The following is a 14,684-nucleotide window of genomic DNA, read 5'->3' as shown; positions in this document are numbered from 1 at the left end:
ACCGGCCGATGAGGCAGGGAGGTGACGCATGGTCTACAAGGGAAGCTGCCACTGCGGCCGCATCCGCTACGAGGTGGAAGGCGAGGTCGACAGCGGGATGGCGTGCAACTGCTCCATGTGCTCGCGCAAGGGCTCGCTGCTCTGGTTCGTGGCGCGCGACAAGCTCAAGCTGATGACGCCGGACGACGCCGCCTCGACCTACATGTTCAACAAGCACGTCATCAGGCACCGGTTCTGTCCCGTCTGCGGAATCCATCCGTACGGGGAGGGCGCCGGTCCCGGCGGTGCCGAGATGGCCGCCATCAACCTGCGCACGCTCGAAGACTTCGACCTCGAGAGCGTGCCGGTCAAGCACTTCGACGGTCGCTCGAAGTAGAGGAGATGAAGCGATGGACCCGGTGGTGCACTTCGAGATGCCCTACGACGACCGCGAGCGCATCGCGCGCTTCTACGAGACGGCCTTCGGCTGGCGCACGCAGGCGCTGGGCGCCGAGATGGGCAACTACGTCCTCGCGGCCACCGCCGAGACCGACGGCCCGCCGCAAGGCAAGCGCGGGGCCATCAACGGCGGCTTCTTTCCGCGCTCGCCCGACATGCCCGGCCAGCATCCCTCCGTGGTGATCGCGGTGCGCGACATCGCCGAGTCCTCGCGCAAGGTCGGCGAGGCGGGAGGCAAGGTGCTGGGCACGCCGATGCCGATCCCCGGCGTGGGGCTCTACGTCGCCTTCACCGACACCGAAGGCAACCGGCTCAGCATGCTGCAGCCGGCGATGGCAGGCACCTGAGCGGCGCCTGCCTCTTCAGGCTCAGTAGCGGGACGAATCGCGCGGGAAGCGGTCGTCGCGGTTGATCACGCCGTCGCCGTCGCGGTCGCCGAACGGGCCGCGGCGTCCGTCGCGCTCGTAGTAGGCGTAGTCGTCGCCGCGCATCCAGTGGCCGGCCACGAACTGCCACTGGCCGTCATCGCGCTGCTCCCAATGGCCGGCGCGCCAGGCGAAGCCCGGCCGGGCCGTCATCCATTCGCCCCCCATCCACACGTACTGGCCGTTGCGCCATTCGTAATGCCCGGGCGCCCACACGTAGCCCTCGCGCGGGGCGGGGAAGGGTTCGGAGATCGGCGCGGGCGGCGCCGGCTGCACCAGGACGGTCTGGGCAGGATAGGTGTACACGGTGGTGCCGCTGTTGGCGACGACGGCAGGCACGGCATGGGCGGCCGAGACGACGCCCATCAGCGAACCGGCGGCCAGCGCCGCCGCGAGCAGGGTCTTGCGAGTCATGTTTTCTCCTTGTCCGAATAGGAACAAGGTGCGGCCGCGCTGGCTTGCGGGACATCGGACCCGCCCGGGTCTGCCCGTCAGCGCTGTCCGGCGTGGCGGGGAGCGTTCAGGTACGCGGTGCGCAGCGCGCCGCGGGCGCCGGCGCGGCGACGGCACAGGCTTGCAAGGCTGGCGCGGCCGTGGCGCGCGCAGGCATGGCGGCCAGGTAAATGGCAGTGCCGATCGTGCCCAGGGCCACGGCCATGGTGCCGAACAGCAGGACCCAGGGCCAGGCGTTGCCCAGCCGGAGCGTTTCCAATAGACCGGTGGGCGCGGCGGGCACCGGCGGGCGGGGCCGGGCCGCGTGGCGGGCCCGCTGGATCCACAGGTCGTGCTCGGCGCGGCGCTGCGGATCGGAGAGCACCTCGTAGGCCGCGTTGATGGCGGCCATCGCGCGGCTCGCGTTGGCGTTGCCGGGCATCTTGTCCGGGTGGTACTTCTGCGCCAGCCTGCGGTACGCCGCGCGCACGCGCTCGGGCGAGGCATGGCGCTCGACCCGAAGCACGTCGTAGTAGGTGGGCAGGGAAGCCGACATCGCTACGATTTTCATAGCTTCGCCCGCCCGTGGTCCAGCAAAACCGTTCTTCGTCGCGGCAACTGTGGGACGGTTGCTACGAAATCAGCAGCGCGCGCGCTCGCGCCACGGGGTGGGCCATGCGCCGCGCCCTGCGCTGCGCCACGCGCTGGCGGAAGAAAGTGGTGGCGAACAGGCGCGGGATCGGCACGCGGTCCCGCTGGCGCTGTTCGGCGAGCGTGCGCGCATGCGCCGGCAGTTGCGAGGCCTCGTTGCGCGCCTCCAGCGCCACCGCGGCAAGCGCGTCTTCGAGGGATGGGTGCTGGTCGCCGCCGAAGATCTTGAAGGCGCAGTCGGCGTCCCAGTAGCTGTCCGGCCGGGCCCAGCACACCTTGGCATAGCTGCAGAAGTGCTCGCCATCGTCCGCCGGCGAAGCGTAGGCCGCGAGGTAGAAGCCGTTGACCGGCCCCCAGATCCTTTCCATGGGCGTGCTCCCTGTCCTGCTTCGGGTAAGAGCCGAAGTGTGCCGAGAGGAGGCGCTCCCCGGGGCCTCCGCTCCGCAAGGTCGCGGCGTGGTCCTACACGGCTGGCGCGAGCCAGCGCGACCGTGGCGCTGCGTTCAGCGCAGGCCGGCGCAGGCGCGGCGCAGTCGGGTGCCGCGGGCGCGCTCTTCCTTCTCCTGGGCCGCGACGTCCGTCACGGCGTCCTCGTGCAGGTCGTAGACGAGGTCGGGGATCTTCTGGTCGCAGCCGGAGACGCAGCGCAGGACCGTCGCGGTGCGGAAACGCTGCTGCTCGGCCGGCACGTAGCTGGCGCCCGCGAGGGGAAAGTCGAGCACCGGCACGCAGGCGATGCGCGGCTTGCCCGCGACGCGCCGGTACGTGCAGGCGCCGAACTTGTGCAACTGGCCCCCCTCGGGCAATTCCGCCGTGGCCGAGAACACCTCGGCGCTGCCCCGGGCCCGCGCCCTGGCCGCGCGGTATTCGGCGGAGCGCACCGGCTGTTCGGTCCGCGTGATGGTCCACTGGAGGCACTTGCGCAGGTCGTAGGTCTCCAGTTCGAGCGGCGCCGCGAACGCGCCCGCCGCCAACGCGAGGCCGGTGACGAGCAGGGCGGTCCGGGGCAGCCTCATGCGGCGGGTGTCAGGCCGACAGCGCCCGCATCTCCCGGATCAGGTCGCTCTTGCCCTCGAAGCCGATCCCGGGCAGCTCGGGCATGGTGACGTAGCTGTCCTCCACCTTCACGCCGTCGGGGAAGCCGCCGTAGGGCTGGAACAGGTCGGGGTAGGACTCGTTGCCGCCCAGCCCCAGGCCCGCTGCGATGTTCAGCGACATCTGGTGGCCGCCGTGCGGGATGCAGCGCGAGGGCGACCAGCCGTGCTGCTTGAGCATCTCCAGCGTGCGCAGGTATTCGACCAGGCCGTACGACAGGGCGCAGTCGAACTGCAGCCAGTCGCGGTCGGGCCGCATGCCGCCGTAGCGGATCAGGTTGCGCGCGTCCTGCATGGAAAAGAGATTCTCGCCGGTCGCCATGGGATTGCTGTAATAGCTGCGCAGGATAGCCTGCAGCTCGTAGTCGAGCGGGTCGCCCGCCTCCTCGTACCAGAACAGGTCGTACTGCGAGAGCGCCTTGGCGTAGGCGATGGCCGTGTCGACGTCGAAGCGGCCGTTGGCGTCCACGCACAGGCGCTGGCCGGGGCCCAGGATGGACAGCACCGACTCGATGCGGCGATGGTCCTCGGCCAGCGGGGCGCCGCCGATCTTCATCTTCACCACGGAGTAGCCGCGCTCGAGGTAGCTGCGCATCTCGGCCTTCAGCTGCGCGTCGTCCTTTCCGGGGTAGTAGTAGCCGCCGGCCGCATACACGAACACCTTGCGGTTCACCTTGCCATCGCCGTGGCGCTCGGCCAGCAGCTGGAACAGCGGCTTGTTCTCGATCTTCGCCACCGCGTCCCACAGGGCCATGTCGATGGTGCCGATCGCCACCGAGCGCTCGCCGTGGCCGCCCGGCTTCTCGTTGCGGAACATCGTGTCCCACACCTTGTGCGGGTCGAGGATGCCGCGCCCGTCGAGCAGGGAGTCCGGCTTGGCCTCCATGACCCGCGGCAGGAAGCGCTCGCGCATGAGCTGGCCTTGGCCGTAGCGGCCGTTCGAGTTGAAGCCGTAGCCCACCACCGGCTTGCCGTCGCGGACCACGTCGGTGATCACCGCGACGAGGCTCAGCGTCATCTTGCTAAAGTCGATGTAGGCGTTGCGGATGGGCGAGCTGATGGGGACGGTCTTCTCGCGGATCTCGACGATCTTCATGGTGGCTGTTTCTCCGTAAAGTGGCCGCGATCATCGCCAAGGTCGCCGCCCAAGGCCAATGCCCTTTTTCTTGCAAACGATGCCGGCGAGGCACCGCCCATGAACCTGTCCTGGCTCGAGGACTTCCTCGCGCTTGCCGCCACCGGCAATTTCTCGCGCGCCGCGGAGGAGCGCCACATGACGCAGCCCGCCTTCAGCCGCCGCATCCGGGCGCTGGAGGAGTGGCTGGGGGTGGAGCTGTTCGACCGCAGCATGCAGCCGGCGCGGCTCACCGCCGCCGGCGACTGGTTCCGGCCGCAGGCCGAGGAGCTGCTGGCGCGCGTGGCCCGGGTGCCGGGCGAGGCCCGCGCCTTCGCCGAGGCCGACGCGTCCACCCTGCGCATCGCCGCCACCCACGCGCTGTCCTTCACCTTCGTGCCGGGCTGGCTGCAGGCGCTGGAGCCGCAGGCGGGCCGCGGCCCGATCCGGCTGGTGTCGGACGTGCTGCAGCGCTGCGAGGCCTTGCTGGCGCAGCGCCAGGTGCAGTTCGTGATCGCCCATGCGCCGGCCGGGGCGGGCGGCGGGCTGGCCGCGGCGGGCGCGCCCTCGGTGCGCATCGGCCAGGACCTGCTGCTGCCGGTGCAGGCGCCGGGCGCGCCGGAGGGCGCGCTGCTGCAGTTCAGCGACGAGTCGGGGCTGGGGCGCATCGTGCGGCAGGCGCTCGGCGCCGAGCTCGCGGGCACGGCGGCGCGGCCGGTGTTCACGGCCTACCTGGCCTCGGTGCTCAAGTCGATGGCGCTGGAGGGGCGCGGACTGGCGTGGCTGCCGCAGTCGATCGTGGGCGAGGAGCTCGCGGCGGGGCGCCTGCAGGTGAGCGGCCCGGCGCACTGGCGGCTGCCGGTGGAGATCCGCCTGTACCGCGACGCGAATCCCCTCGGCGCGCACGCGGAAGCGTTCTGGGCCGCCGCACGCGCGCTGGCCTGCTGAAAAAAAATTGCGGCCGATGGCCACCACTGCCAAGTTGAGGTTGTCGAGATGGTTGATGTGCGACCGGCAAGCGCTGGGAGCCGTGTTCGGTGAACGTCGCGCCGCTCGGGCCGGACCAGCCCGTGTCTGTCCGTCTCAGCGACTGTCCCCCGGCGCGGATGAGAGCCGTTGCTCGTGCTGGCGCCGCGCCCGCGCCGCGGAGGACCAGGGCGTGATCGTCCGACTCGGCGACATAAAGGAGGAGGCGCGGGCGCGGCGCCAAACTGGGGCACGCTTTTCATCCGCGCCGGGGGACAGTCGCAGAGGCGGACGGTCACGTCCTGGTCCGGGTCGGAGGCAACCGGCCAACCGTGGTAGCCATCGGCCGCCCTTCGTTTGGTCTCCCCGGAATTCGGTGAAGAACCAAAAAAAACGGCCCGGCGGGTGACGCCGGGCCGAGGGCGGGGGAAAACCGGGCGCGGGAGGATTGGGAGGTGACGCGCCCGGCTTCCGTGTCGCGCCGCCATCATCGGCGAGGGCCGCTGACCGGAATCTGACCGGCCGGCTGCGGGAATTACGTAGGGGCCCGGCCGGTCAGAAGATGTCGGGTTCGCCGGCCGCCTCGCCGAACTGCGCCTGCAGGAAGTCCATGTCGCAGCCCTCGTTCGCCTGCAGGATGTGCTGCGTGAACATCCAGCCGTAGCCGCGGGCGAAGCGCGGCGGCTGCGGCTTCCATCCGGCGCGGCGCCGCGCCAGTTCCTCGTCGGAGACCTCGAGCCGGAGGCTGCGGGCCGGCACGTCGATGACGATGCGGTCGCCGCTGCGCACCAGCGCGAGGTTGCCGCCGACGAAGGCTTCCGGCGCGACGTGCAGCACGCAGGCGCCGTAGCTGGTGCCGCTCATGCGCGCGTCGCTGATGCGCAGCATGTCGCGCTTGCCTTCCTTCAGCAGCTTCACCGGCATCGGGATCATGCCCCACTCCGGCATGCCGGGCCCGCCCTTGGGTCCGGCGTTGCGCAGCACGATCACGTCGTCCTCGGTGACCTCCGCGTGCTCGTCGTCCAGCATCTTCTTCATGCTGGGGTAGTCGTCGAACACCAGCGCCTTGCCGGTGTGGCGCAGGAACTTCTCGCTCATCGCCGACGGCTTGATCACGCAGCCGTCGGGCGCCAGGTTGCCGCGCAGCACCGCCAGCGCGCCTTCCCGGTAGACGGGGTCGGACCAGGGGCGGATCACGTCGTCGTTGAAGCACTCGGCGTCTTCGAGGTTCTCGCCCACCGTCCTGCCGGTGACGGTGACCTGGTCCAGCCGCAGGTGGTCCTTCACGCGCTGCATCAGCGCGCGCAGGCCGCCGGCGTAGTAGAAGTCCTCCATCAGGTACTGGCTGCTGCCGTTGGGGCGGATGTTCGCCAGTACCGGCACCTCGCGGCTGATGCGGTCGAAGTCGTCCAGCGAGATCTCCTGCTGCGCGCGGCGGGCCTGCGCGATCAGGTGGATGATCGCGTTGGTGGAGCAGCCCAGCGCCATCGCCACGGTGATGCCGTTCAGGAAGGCGTCGCGGGTCTGGATGCGCGAGGGGCGCAGGTCCTCGTGCACCATCTCCACGATGCGGCGGCCGCAGGCGGTCGCCATGCGCTGGTGGCTGGCGTCCACGGCGGGGATGGAGGCCGCTCCCGGCAGCGCCATGCCGATCGCCTCGGCGATGGACATCATGGTGCTGGCCGTGCCCATGGTCATGCAGGTACCGGCGCTGCGGGCGATGCCGCCCATGATGGACATCCACTGCGGCTCGCTGATGGTGCCGGCGCGGCGCTCGTCCCAGTACTTGAACGCGTCCGAGCCGGAGCCGAGCGTCTGGCCGCGCGACATGCCGCGCAGCATCGGCCCGGCCGGCAGGAAGATCGCGGGCACGTCGGCGCTGGTGGCGCCGAGCAGCATCGCCGGCGTGGTCTTGTCGCAGCCGCCCATGAGGACGACGCCGTCCACGGGGTAGGCGCGGATCATCTCCTCCACCTCCATCGCCAGCATGTTGCGATAGAGCAGGGCGGAGGGCTTGATGAGCACCTCGCCCAGGGACACGGTGGGCAGTTCAAGCGGGAAGCCGCCCGCCTGCAGCACGCCGCGCTTGACTTCCTCCGACCGGTGCTTGAAGTGCTGGTGGCAGGGATTGAAGTCGTTCCAGTTGTTCAGGATCGCGATGAGCGGCTTGCCCTCCCAGTCCTGGGGGTCGTACCCCATCTGCATGATCCGGGAGCGGTGGTTGAAGCTGCGGAATTCGTTCCGGGCCAGCCAGCGCTGGCTGCGGAGGTGTTCGAGTTTCGGCATGGCGTCTCCGGCGAAGGCGCGCGGCCGACGCGGCCGGCGCCCGTGGGGCCGCAGTCTAGTCGCTACGCCGGGCCGCGCGAGGCAGCCATCAGCAGTCCGGCCGCCCGTAGGTGCGCCAGCAGAGTTCGCGCACCCGCTGCTTGTCGCGCTCGACGCGCCGCTGGGCCTCGGCGGCGGCCTGGCGGGATTCCAGGGTGGCGCGGCGCTCCTCGTACAGGCGCTCGCTTTCGCGGCGGCGCGCCTCCGCCTGCTCCTGCCTCTGGACCTGCAGCATGGCCGCTTCCTGCATGCGCTGCGTGGCCACGGCGCGCGAGCCGTTGATGTCCGCCAGCAGCCGCCGCTCGTTGGCCTCGGCGCGCGCCGCCAGGGAAGCACGTTCGGCGGCGAGCCGGTCCTGCTCCTGCCGGCGGGTCTCGGCTTCCCGTTCCGCCGCCTTGCGTTCCGCCGCCTCCTGGACGGCCGCGAGGCGGCGCGCCTCCGCGTTGCGGTGGCTGAGGTAGATGCCGGAGGCCAGCATGACCACCAGCAGCCACACGCCGGCGACGATCCACTTGCGCAGCGGCGAAACTTCCTCCGTGAGCACCACGGTCCGCGGGCGCGGCGGCGGGCGCACCTGCGCCTGCAGCTTGCGGTCGTGCGCCGCGCGCGAATCGGGGTCGTTCAGGACCTGGTAGGCGGACCGGATCTCGCCCAGCCGCGCCAGTGCCCCTTCCTCCTGCGCCAGCCGCTCGCGCGGGAATTGCGCCTCCGCCCGGCGGAACGCCGCCTCGATTTCCTCCCTGTTGGCATCCCCGGGGACCCCGAGCACCAGATAAGCCGAACGCATGCCTGCCGTCCTTGTTGTTACTGCTTCAAGTCTAGGCAGCCGGCAGCGGGCGGCCGCGAAGGGGCCTCGCAATTTCGTTGGGTCGGGCCGGGACTGTTGCGTCCGCCCCGAAGTCCTGCGCGGGATTCAGGGGGTTGGCGCAAGCCCCGGGATCACGTGGGGGCGTGGAGCGGCCGCCGTGCGCCCGCACCCCGCCCGCCCGACAATAAAAAATCCCCCGGGGCTGCGGGAGCTCCGAGGGATAAGTAGGCGGGAAAGAAACTTGAAAAAGAACCCGCCTCAATGTATGAGATGCATGCCACGTGCCTGGGTTCCGGGCAAGCGCCACGTGGCGCGGCATGCGGCGAAATGGCAACAGCGCGCTTCGTGAATTTGTCACGAGCGACGAGCCAGCCCGACGACGCCCTGATTTTTCGACTCGCCTCGCGGGAACCCTTTCTGTAGGATGGCTCTGACAGAAGAGCCCCCCGCCCAGGGCTCTCCGCAACGCATTTTGTGCCGGCGCGCCGCGCGCGCCGGGCCGCCCCGAGCAGGTACACCGATGTCCGAACTTTCCGCCGACAAAGACCCCGTGGAGGGAACCGCAGCCGGCGCCTCCGCGCCCAGTATCTGGCTCAGCATCAAGAAGCTGGCGAGCCGCCTGTCGGACTGGTTTTCGGTCCAGTCCACCGCCGTCAAGGCGATGGTCATCTTCGTGGGCTTGCTGATTCCGCTGACGGGAGGGTATTCCGTCCTGGTGATGCAGCGCCAGGCGGCGGTCGCCGAGCAGGTCAGGGCCATGGCCGGCGCGACCGGCGCCGAGGCGCTGTGGACCCTCAACGACAAGCTGCCGGTGCAGTTCGGCACCGGCTCGGTGCTCGGTTTCCTGGAGCGCAACCCGGTGGAGCGCATCACGGTGGTCTACAAGCCGCTGATGTGGAACATCTCCGAGCGCATCGTCCTGATCGAGTCGCAGGGGACGCAGTTCGCCTACTACCCCAGCGACATGGAGACCAAGATCTTCGCCGACAAGGCCGTCAACGCGCCCTGGGGCGGCAAGCTGGTGTTCATCCCGCGCGGCGAGTTGTCCAGCGCCAGCCAGGACATGCTGGAAAAGCTGGACGAGCGCTTCGCCGGCGCCCGCCCGCAGTCCGAAAAGGACGCCTGGAAGGCCGGCGTGAGCGGCGTGCTCTCCGCCGCCCTGACCCTGGGCCTCCTCGGCTTCCTCGCCTTCCACCTCAAGGGCCAGTTCAAGTCGCTGCGCTTCATCGAGCCGCAGCAGGTGCAGGGCTCGATCGAGGACCTGGTGGGCATGGACGACATCAAGGCCGAAGTCCGCCAGATCAAGGACCAGTACGAGCGGCGCGCCGAGTACGCCGAGTACGGCATCAACAAGCCCTTCAACGTGATGTTCAGCGGCCCCGCGGGCACCGGCAAGACCAAGCTGGCGAGCTACCTAGCCAAGGAGCTGAACCTGCCGATCCTGTTCCACTCCGCCGCCAACCTCGAGACCGGCTACGTGGCCGGCGGCTCGAACACGCTGGCGCGGATCTCCTCGATGGCCAAGCGGCGCAAGCGCTGCATCGTGTTCCTCGACGAGGCGCAGGACCTGTTCATGAAGCGCGGCGGCCACCGCAAGTTCGACGACGACACGCAGAACATGCTGCTGGCGATCCTGGACGGCGTGCGCACCAAGAGCGACGCCGAGATCATCTGGATCGTCGCCTCCAACTTCAACTCCGAGTCCATGTCGATGGACGAGGCCATGCTGCGCCGCTTCCAGATGAAGGTGGACTTCCGCATGCCGAACAAGGAAGAGCGCCGCGCGATCGTGGAGCACTACCTGGGCCAGCGCGCCGACAAGGTGGCCGAGGGCCTGGACCTGCGGCACCTGGTGGAGATCACGGAGGGCCGCAGCCCGGCCGACCTGGAGACCATCGTCGACCAGGCGGGCATCACCGCGGTGCAGGCCGGCGAGCTGATCGACGCAGAGACCCTGATGCAGGCCGCCGAGCGCGTGCTGGTGGGCAACGTCAACGGCAACGCCACCAAGGAGCGCGAGCGGGACCGCCGCATCATCGCGATCCACGAGTGGGGCCACTTCCTGGTGGACTTCGAGCTGGAACGCAAGCGTGCCGGCGGCGACTGGGACAAGCTCCTGGCCGAGATGAAGACCATCAAGATCTCGCTCAAGGCCAACCCCCGCAACAACGCCCTGGGCTTCGTGTTCCACAAGCAGGGCAACAACCTGCTGAAGACCAAGGCCGACATCGAGCACGACGTGCGCGTGCTGCTGGGCGGCATGGCCAACGAGGAACTGTTCTTCGGCGAGGAGGGCACCACCAACGGCGCCCACAACGACATCACGCGCGTGACCAAGCTGCTGCACCACGCGGTGGCGGAGATGGGCATGTACCGCAAGACGCGCCTGAACTTCGGCGCGCTCCACGAAGGCAACAACCGCACGGTCGACGAGGAGACCCGCTCCATCATGGAGATGCAGAGCGAGCGCCTCTACGGCGAGACCAAGGCCACGCTGGGGCGCCTGAAGCCGCTGACGGAGCACCTGGCCGGCAAGCTGATGGAGGCCGGCGAGATGAGCCTGAAGGAGGCGCTGCACGAGATCCGCGCGTTCGAGGCGGCCTGCTTCAGTTTCGATTCGAAGGTGGGCCTGAACGGCGCGTCGAATGCGCAGCCGGCGCCGGACGCGGCGGCCTGACGGAACCGGCGAGGAGTGAGGCAGGGGCGGCCCGCGGGCCGCCCTTTTTTTTTACTTCTTGGCGGGGGCCTTCGGCGCGGCCGCCGCCGGCGCGGCGCCCTTCTGCGCTTCGACGTTGACGCCCAGGCGCTTGGCGATGCCTTCTTCCAGGCCGCGCAGCTTCGGCTCGACCTGCGGCTTGGTGTCGGCCACCAGTTTCTCGACCAGCGCACGCTGCAGCTCGCCGCCCATGGCCTGGAACTTGGCGAAGGTGGGCGATTCCATCATCGCCGCGACTTCCTTCAGTTCGGCCTCGGTGAATTTCTCCTCCAAGATCACGCCGATGGACGAGGGCGCGATCTTCACCACGCGGTCGCGCACGATCGGCACGGTGTCGTCGACGAACTTCTTGACGTCGTTCTGGATGTCCTTGCCCACGGCTTCGCGCTTGTCGGCGGCGACGCGCTGGGGCAGGGCGGCGCCGGCACGCTCCAGCATTTCCATGGCGGGCTGCTCCACCAGGTTGCGCGCCATGGCTTCCATGCCAGGTTGCTGCACCTTCAGGATGCGGGCCACGAGCTCCTTCTTGGCGGGCGTGGACTGGGCCTGTGCGGAGACGGAGCAGGCGGCGGCGATCGCGAGGATCAGCAGGGTTTTCGGAAATCGCATCCGGCCAGTGTAAAGGCTGGCCGTAAAGGGCCTGTTACGAAGCCGGCCCCTCGCTGCGGCGGCGCGCGCCCAGCTTGCGGCCGCGCCGGCGCTCGGACGGATCGGCCGTCGCGACCGGCCGCGCGACCACCTCGGTGATGTCGACCGGCATCTTGCGCCGCTCGCGGGCCTGTTCCTTCTGCTGGTGGACGTCCCAGGCCTTCTTGGCCAGCCCGGACGTGACGGCGAACACGATCAGCTTGCGCAGCAGCATGGCGGGACTCCCTTGTGATGCCAGCCATGGTGGCGGCCCGCGCCCCGGCGCCCTGTAGTCGCACACCGGGGCCGTCCGCAGGACATCCGGCTCTGCGGCGCCGGCGTCCTACAGCAGCGAAAAGGCTCGCCGGACAGCGTGGCGCTCGCCTGTCCTGCCGCGCCAGCCCGCGGCCGCGCCTACGCTGAAGGCATCGGAAAGGGGAATCGACCATGTCCGAAGATGTGAACAAGATGCTTGCCGAACAGCTGCTGATCCACCTGGAGCCCGAATGGGAGCGCCGCAACTGGTGCAACTGGCTGGGATGCAGCGAGGACGAACTGGAGCACGCCGTCACCTACGTCGGCCACGATCCGGACAACGTCCGCCGTTTCCTGCGCCAGGCCCGCTGAGCGCGCGCCGGCCGGTCCCGCCGCGGCCCGGTTAAGGGTTTGCGACCGGTGCGTGCCCGCGGTGAACTCGGGCACACTGGCCGCACTCCGATGACGGTGGAAGACGGCGTCCTGCTCCTCGACGAAGCCAGCGCGCGGCAACTCGTGCTGGCGCGTGCCGTGGAGGACGCCGACCCCCAGGGCAAGGTGCTGAGCGCCGTCGAGCGCGAGCAGATCGAGGGGGAGGCGCTGGAGGCGAGCCGCGCGGTCGGCCCCCACGGCATCGACTTCACGCAGTACCTGCTGCAGCGCGCCCGCCGCATGCTGGCGGTGGTCGACAAGCGCCAGCCGCGGATCGCCAGCCTGCAGGACCCGCTAGGCTGGCAGCGCTGGCTGCTGCTGGGGCTGCCCCTGCTGGCCTGCGGGCTCGGCGCCGCCATCGACCGCATCGACAACCCGCACCAGGTGAACATGCTGTCGCCGGCCCTGCTGGGCGTGCTGGCGTGGAACCTGGCGGTGTACGTGCTGATGCTCCTGTCGCTGTTCCTGCCCCGGGCGCCCCACCTGCCGGCCGCGGGGCTGCTGCGCTGGCTCTCCGGCCTCCCCGCGCCCGGGCGGCGCACCGGCCGGCTGCACGCCGACGTGCTTGCGCGCTTCCACGAGCACTGGCTGCGCGCCACCGGCCGGCAGCAGTGGCTGTGGTTCAAGCAGCTGCTGCACCTGAGCGCCGTGGGCTGGGCCCTGGGTCTGGCGCTGTCCATCGTGCTGGGCGGCATCGTGCGCCAGTACCGCGTCGGCTGGGAAAGCACGCTGCTCGGGGTGGAGCAGGTCCATGCCTTCCTGCGCCTGCTGTTCGCGCCGGTGGTGGCGCTGCTGCCCTTCGAATCCTTCAGTGTGGCCGACCTGCAGCGCATGGCCTTCGGTTCCGGCGCCGCCATCGGGGTGGAGGAGGCGCGGCGCTGGGTGTGGATGTACCTGGCCCTGCTGTTCCTGGTGGTCGTGCTGCCGCGCGCCGTGCTGGCGGCGTGGAGCGGCTGGCGCCGCCACCGGCTGGCCCGCGCGGTCTGCATCGACCTGCGCGATCCCTATTTCGTGCAGGTGCTGGCGCGGGTGAGCCCGGCCCGCATCACGGTGGGCCTGCTGGCGCCGGACGGACCCGGGCGCGACGCCGTGCTGCGCATGTTGCACCAGGTCGCCGACCGGGCGCCGCCCCTGGGCCACGTCCCCTGGACGGTGCTGAGCACGGCCAAGGGCGACGTGCTGCGCGTGTTCGAAGTCCCGCCCGGCACCCGGCCCCCCTCCGCCGTCGTGACGGCGCAGGCCGCCGGCGGTTCGGCCGCGCAGGCCTGGCTGCAGGATCTGCTGGGCCGCTTCAAGGCCGCGCCGCGCGCGCAGGGGCAGCGCGACGCGGTGCAGGCCACGCTGGCCGACACCGACCTGATGCTGGTCGTGCCCCACCGCGCCGCGGACCTGCGCGACGCCGGGCGGCTGCTGCACTGGGTGGGGCAGCCGACGCTGGTCCTCGCGCCGGACGACGAAGCGGTGCACGACGCGGCGCAGCAACTCGGGATCGGCGCGCTGGTGCTGCCGCTGGAACGCTGCACCTCCCACTGGCTGGGCGACCCGCTGCTGCTGGAGGCGGCGGCGGCGCGCGTGGCGAGCAGCAAGCGGGCCGGCTTCGAGCGCCTCGCGGCGACCTGGCAGGACCGCAACGCGGTGCGCTTCGGCGAGGCGATGCGCTTGCTGGCCACCGAGCTGGCACGGGCCGCGCGGGACAGCGAGGACGTCGGCAGCGCGCCGGTGAGCCTGCGCCACCTGCTCGACGCCGCCGAGCGCGACGCCAGCCAGCGCGCCCGCGAAGGCGCGCGCCAGGCCCTGCTGCAGCGCCTGCGGGAGAGCGAGAGCGCCTTGCTGGCGGAGCTGGTGCAGCTCTATCGTTCCGGCGCGCCGGTCGCGCCCATCGCCGGCGCCCGCCTGGACAGCGGCTTCAGCGAGCAGCAGCCGGTGGACACGCCGCAGGCCGGCATCGCCGGCGCCGCCACCGGGGCGGCCATGGGCGCCGGCATCGACCTGCTCACGGGCGGGCTCACGCTCGGCGCGGCGGCCGCGCTCGGCGCGATGATCGGCGGCGGCGCGGCCTATGCGGCAGCGGCCTGGCGCAACCGGGGCAGCCCCGGCGGCCAGCCGCAGGTCCAATTGGGCGACGAGCTGCTCCAGACCTTCACCGAAGGACTGGTGTTGACCTATCTCGTGGTCGCCCATCGCGCGCTCGCGGACGACGAAGCGCCGGCCGGCTGGCGCAGCGAGGTGGTCGCGGCCGTGGAAGCCCGCGCCGACGTGCTCTCCGACCTGTGGCAGCAGGCGCGCCAGTCGCCGCACCCGACGGCGACGGTGCCGGCGCTGGCGACGATCCTGGAAGACCTCGCGCGCGAATTGCTCGAACGGGTCTGAATCAGGCCCAACGCAGACCCGTTTCTCTGCC

General features: G+C 70.5%; 15 protein-coding genes. 6 read left to right on the top strand and 9 right to left on the bottom strand.

What is annotated here, in order from left to right; genetic code table 11:
• The first annotated feature begins 28 nt into the window (after window positions 1–28).
• Together JJ685_RS00840 and JJ685_RS00835 are read left to right on the top strand one after the other, a co-directional pair.
• The gene (locus JJ685_RS00840; RefSeq protein WP_201672282.1) at window positions 29–376 is read left to right on the top strand and encodes a GFA family protein; all 348 of its coding nucleotides are present in this window, start codon (window positions 29–31) and stop codon (window positions 374–376) included.
• A gap of 13 nt (window positions 377–389) precedes the next feature.
• Window positions 390–785, top strand: coding sequence for a VOC family protein (locus JJ685_RS00835; RefSeq protein ID WP_201672281.1), 396 nt, complete (start codon window positions 390–392; stop codon window positions 783–785).
• 21 nt (window positions 786–806) lie between these two features.
• On the opposite strand, the gene JJ685_RS00830 is transcribed toward JJ685_RS00835, so the two are convergent.
• From JJ685_RS00830 to JJ685_RS00810, 5 genes are all read right to left on the bottom strand, one after another.
• Window positions 807–1,277: a YXWGXW repeat-containing protein gene (locus tag JJ685_RS00830; RefSeq protein ID WP_201672280.1), complete on the bottom strand. Its 471-nt coding sequence runs from the start codon at window positions 1,275–1,277 to the stop codon at window positions 807–809.
• Window positions 1,278–1,383: 106 nt separating this feature from the next.
• On the bottom strand, window positions 1,384–1,851 hold the full coding sequence (locus JJ685_RS00825; protein WP_201672279.1) for a J domain-containing protein: 468 nt from the start codon (window positions 1,849–1,851) through the stop codon (window positions 1,384–1,386).
• 76 nt (window positions 1,852–1,927) lie between these two features.
• Window positions 1,928–2,314 carry a hypothetical protein gene (locus JJ685_RS00820; protein ID WP_201672278.1) on the bottom strand — a complete coding sequence of 129 codons (387 nt, stop codon included), beginning with the start codon at window positions 2,312–2,314 and terminating at the stop codon, window positions 1,928–1,930.
• Window positions 2,315–2,449: 135 nt separating this feature from the next.
• On the bottom strand, window positions 2,450–2,962 hold the full coding sequence (locus JJ685_RS00815; RefSeq protein ID WP_201672277.1) for a hypothetical protein: 513 nt from the start codon (window positions 2,960–2,962) through the stop codon (window positions 2,450–2,452).
• A gap of 10 nt (window positions 2,963–2,972) precedes the next feature.
• The gene (locus tag JJ685_RS00810; protein ID WP_201672276.1) at window positions 2,973–4,136 is read right to left on the bottom strand and encodes a mandelate racemase/muconate lactonizing enzyme family protein; all 1,164 of its coding nucleotides are present in this window, start codon (window positions 4,134–4,136) and stop codon (window positions 2,973–2,975) included.
• A gap of 99 nt (window positions 4,137–4,235) precedes the next feature.
• On the opposite strand from JJ685_RS00810, the gene JJ685_RS00805 reads away from it, so the two are divergent.
• The gene (locus JJ685_RS00805; protein ID WP_201672275.1) at window positions 4,236–5,102 is read left to right on the top strand and encodes a LysR family transcriptional regulator; all 867 of its coding nucleotides are present in this window, start codon (window positions 4,236–4,238) and stop codon (window positions 5,100–5,102) included.
• Between the two features lie 573 nt (window positions 5,103–5,675).
• Here the strand turns inward: JJ685_RS00805 and araD are convergent.
• Both araD and JJ685_RS00795 read right to left on the bottom strand, forming a co-directional pair.
• The gene (araD, locus tag JJ685_RS00800) at window positions 5,676–7,406 is read right to left on the bottom strand and encodes an L-arabinonate dehydratase (RefSeq protein WP_201672274.1); all 1,731 of its coding nucleotides are present in this window, start codon (window positions 7,404–7,406) and stop codon (window positions 5,676–5,678) included.
• 88 nt (window positions 7,407–7,494) lie between these two features.
• Entirely contained in the window at window positions 7,495–8,232 is a 738-nt protein-coding gene (locus JJ685_RS00795; protein WP_201672273.1) for a DnaJ domain-containing protein, read from the bottom strand.
• Window positions 8,233–8,773: 541 nt separating this feature from the next.
• On the opposite strand from JJ685_RS00795, the gene JJ685_RS00790 reads away from it, so the two are divergent.
• A complete protein-coding gene (locus JJ685_RS00790) occupies window positions 8,774–10,930 on the top strand; it encodes an AAA family ATPase (protein WP_201672272.1) in 2,157 nt (718 codons plus the stop codon).
• A gap of 51 nt (window positions 10,931–10,981) precedes the next feature.
• Here the strand turns inward: JJ685_RS00790 and JJ685_RS00785 are convergent, their stop codons facing one another.
• Both JJ685_RS00785 and JJ685_RS00780 read right to left on the bottom strand, forming a co-directional pair.
• On the bottom strand, window positions 10,982–11,578 hold the full coding sequence (locus JJ685_RS00785; RefSeq protein WP_201672271.1) for a DUF2059 domain-containing protein: 597 nt from the start codon (window positions 11,576–11,578) through the stop codon (window positions 10,982–10,984).
• 34 nt (window positions 11,579–11,612) lie between these two features.
• Window positions 11,613–11,831, bottom strand: coding sequence for a hypothetical protein (locus JJ685_RS00780; RefSeq protein ID WP_201672270.1), 219 nt, complete (start codon window positions 11,829–11,831; stop codon window positions 11,613–11,615).
• A gap of 212 nt (window positions 11,832–12,043) precedes the next feature.
• On the opposite strand from JJ685_RS00780, the gene JJ685_RS00775 reads away from it, so the two are divergent.
• Window positions 12,044–12,223, top strand: a complete 180-nt coding sequence (locus JJ685_RS00775; RefSeq protein ID WP_201672269.1) for a DUF3606 domain-containing protein — start codon at window positions 12,044–12,046, stop codon at window positions 12,221–12,223.
• A 90-nt stretch (window positions 12,224–12,313) separates the two neighbouring features.
• Window positions 12,314–14,653 carry a DUF3482 domain-containing protein gene (locus JJ685_RS00770; RefSeq protein ID WP_201672268.1) on the top strand — a complete coding sequence of 780 codons (2,340 nt, stop codon included), beginning with the start codon at window positions 12,314–12,316 and terminating at the stop codon, window positions 14,651–14,653.
• Window positions 14,654–14,684: the final 31 nt, after the last annotated feature.

The organism is Ramlibacter monticola (assembly GCF_016722785.1).
In the GTDB taxonomy this organism is placed as follows: Bacteria; Pseudomonadota; Gammaproteobacteria; order Burkholderiales; family Burkholderiaceae_C; genus Ramlibacter; species Ramlibacter monticola.
The sequence above is the reverse complement of the archived record's forward strand: the minus strand, read 5'-3'. Positions and strand labels throughout refer to the sequence as shown.

Excerpts from the sequence above, each read along its gene's own strand:
- JJ685_RS00840 (WP_201672282.1), top strand. The coding sequence starts at position 29 with ATGGTCTACAAGGGAAGCTGCCACTGCGGCCGCATCCGCTACGAGGTG.
- JJ685_RS00835 (WP_201672281.1), top strand. The coding sequence starts at position 390 with ATGGACCCGGTGGTGCACTTCGAGATGCCCTACGACGACCGCGAGCGC.
- JJ685_RS00830 (WP_201672280.1), bottom strand. The coding sequence starts at position 1,277 with ATGACTCGCAAGACCCTGCTCGCGGCGGCGCTGGCCGCCGGTTCGCTG.
- JJ685_RS00825 (WP_201672279.1), bottom strand. The coding sequence starts at position 1,851 with ATGTCGGCTTCCCTGCCCACCTACTACGACGTGCTTCGGGTCGAGCGC.
- JJ685_RS00820 (WP_201672278.1), bottom strand. The coding sequence starts at position 2,314 with ATGGAAAGGATCTGGGGGCCGGTCAACGGCTTCTACCTCGCGGCCTAC.
- JJ685_RS00815 (WP_201672277.1), bottom strand. The coding sequence starts at position 2,962 with ATGAGGCTGCCCCGGACCGCCCTGCTCGTCACCGGCCTCGCGTTGGCG.
- JJ685_RS00810 (WP_201672276.1), bottom strand. The coding sequence starts at position 4,136 with ATGAAGATCGTCGAGATCCGCGAGAAGACCGTCCCCATCAGCTCGCCC.
- JJ685_RS00805 (WP_201672275.1), top strand. The coding sequence starts at position 4,236 with ATGAACCTGTCCTGGCTCGAGGACTTCCTCGCGCTTGCCGCCACCGGC.
- araD (WP_201672274.1), bottom strand. The coding sequence starts at position 7,406 with ATGCCGAAACTCGAACACCTCCGCAGCCAGCGCTGGCTGGCCCGGAAC.
- JJ685_RS00795 (WP_201672273.1), bottom strand. The coding sequence starts at position 8,232 with ATGCGTTCGGCTTATCTGGTGCTCGGGGTCCCCGGGGATGCCAACAGG.
- JJ685_RS00790 (WP_201672272.1), top strand. The coding sequence starts at position 8,774 with ATGTCCGAACTTTCCGCCGACAAAGACCCCGTGGAGGGAACCGCAGCC.
- JJ685_RS00785 (WP_201672271.1), bottom strand. The coding sequence starts at position 11,578 with ATGCGATTTCCGAAAACCCTGCTGATCCTCGCGATCGCCGCCGCCTGC.
- JJ685_RS00780 (WP_201672270.1), bottom strand. The coding sequence starts at position 11,831 with ATGCTGCTGCGCAAGCTGATCGTGTTCGCCGTCACGTCCGGGCTGGCC.
- JJ685_RS00775 (WP_201672269.1), top strand. The coding sequence starts at position 12,044 with ATGTCCGAAGATGTGAACAAGATGCTTGCCGAACAGCTGCTGATCCAC.
- JJ685_RS00770 (WP_201672268.1), top strand. The coding sequence starts at position 12,314 with ATGACGGTGGAAGACGGCGTCCTGCTCCTCGACGAAGCCAGCGCGCGG.